We start from the raw sequence: 1,688 nt of genomic DNA, 5'->3' as shown, positions 1-1,688 counted from the left end.
CAGCAATCAGCAATCAGCAATCAGCAATCAGCAATCAGCAATCAGCAATCAGCACTAGATTTTTCCTTATTTTCATTTTACTCCATTATATTTTATTGTGTTTCTTTCCTTTACTTAGGGGCTTGTTTCATCTCGTTGCTCTTCTTAAATCCTATGGGGTACGTTTCTGCCTTCATTCTCTTGTTATTCCAATCGATTGCCGCTGACTGGTTACTATTTTCACTTAATGACTCGTTTTACTTTGCAAGGAGCGCTTATGAAGTATCGTTTATTTCTTTCTATAGCAACAGTCAGTGTGCTGGGAAGCACAGCATTTGCGGGTACCATGGGGCCTGTTATTCCCTCCAAAGACTGGACCTGGGTTGCTTCAATAGCCGCGGGGCCCGTTTGGGCAAGAGGCGGTGAGACACAGACTTTTTATTTGGCGCCAGAGATTGAAAAGACCTATGCGGCTAGAAAATCGACTAATGCCATTGCCTCGGGTGAACTGTTTGTTGGCATACAAAAAGAATTGACTTCTCAATGGCTGGGGCAATTGGGATTGGCAGCTGCCACTACTGGCAATGCCAGACTTCAGGGCGTGATATGGGATGATGCCGACCCTCAATTTGATAATTACAGCTACCTTTACAAAGTCCGAAACTCTCGCGTAGCAGTAAAAGGCAAGCTGTTGCTTGATAAAGGCTATTGGGTCATGCCCTGGGTGAGCGCAAGTCTTGGGGTGGGGTTTAACCGCGCTCATGATTTTACGAATACGCCTTTGATTTTTGAGGCGCTTCCTAATAACAACTTTGAAGACCACACAAAAACCGCTTTCACCTACACGCTGGGTGCTGGGGTGCAAAAATCCATTAGCGAACATTGGCAATTGGGGGTTGGTTATGAGTTTGCCGACTGGGGTAAAAGCGAACTGGGTCGTGCTTTGGGGCAGAGCCTAAACACGGGATTAGCCCTTAATCACCTCTACACCAATGGGGTTTTGTTTAATTTGACTTACATCGCATAAGGACAAAGGTCATGCTACGATACAGCAACAAAATTTTTTTAAAGAGAATACTGGCTTTCTTGTGGTTAGGATTCATGATTACAACGGCTTGTGCAGGGACTCCATTGTGGACCTTTGAGCCACTGATGCCCACCACGATTACCGTGCCTGCCAATGGTACGGCCATGGTGCAATACCGAGTCACCAATCAATCCAGCAGGCCACACACCTTAGCCATGCAGCCCATTCGTGGCGTGACGCAAATCACCGCGGGGCTCAATGTGTGCGGCAATCCTTTTGTTCTCAGAGGCAAAAATTCCTGCATACTGTCTTTACAGATAAACGGTAGCCAGTTAAGCAGTCCGATTACGGATGGCCCCGTGGTTTGTCAACAAGGAAACCTGAATCAGTGTTATCGGCCCAGTAGCGCCAATATTTTGCGCATTACCCGTGGTCCTGCAACAGGGGCTACGATTACGGTGAACCCGTCTTCTTTAAATTTTGTTGCGGGAAATAATGGGTTAGTCACTGTAACCAACAGTATGGGCTCGCCAGAACCGGCAGAGAATGTGGCCGCAACCATTCCAGGGGGCAGCAACATCAGCGTGCAAAGCACGACGTGTGGGGCGAGCCTTGCAATTGGGGCAAGCTGTACGATTACCTTTACTGCCCCCGCAGCGGAAGGCCCAACTAACGTTGGCAT

2 protein-coding genes and 1 pseudogene are annotated in these 1,688 nt (G+C 47.7%); all 3 read left to right on the top strand.

Annotated elements, in window-relative coordinates:
* Nucleotides 1–206, top strand: a 206-nt coding sequence (locus tag B5D33_RS16765; RefSeq protein ID WP_214608094.1) for a hypothetical protein, incomplete at its 5' end; no start/stop codon positions are given.
* A gap of 50 nt (nucleotides 207–256) precedes the next feature.
* Nucleotides 257–1,006, top strand: a complete 750-nt coding sequence (locus B5D33_RS16225; RefSeq protein WP_058453026.1) for an outer membrane protein — start codon at nucleotides 257–259, stop codon at nucleotides 1,004–1,006.
* Between the two features lie 11 nt (nucleotides 1,007–1,017).
* Nucleotides 1,018–1,688 (top strand): annotated as a pseudogene (locus B5D33_RS16710) (hypothetical protein); the annotation flags it as partial.

Origin of the sequence: Legionella maceachernii (genome assembly GCF_900167045.1) — a bacterium.
GTDB lineage: Bacteria > Pseudomonadota > Gammaproteobacteria > Legionellales > Legionellaceae > Tatlockia > Tatlockia maceachernii.
The sequence above is the reverse complement of the archived record's forward strand: the minus strand, read 5'-3'. Positions and strand labels throughout refer to the sequence as shown.

What these genes read in the sequence shown, in the direction of transcription:
- B5D33_RS16225 (WP_058453026.1), top strand. Translation starts at nt 257, where the DNA reads ATGAAGTATCGTTTATTTCTTTCTATAGCAACAGTCAGTGTGCTGGGA.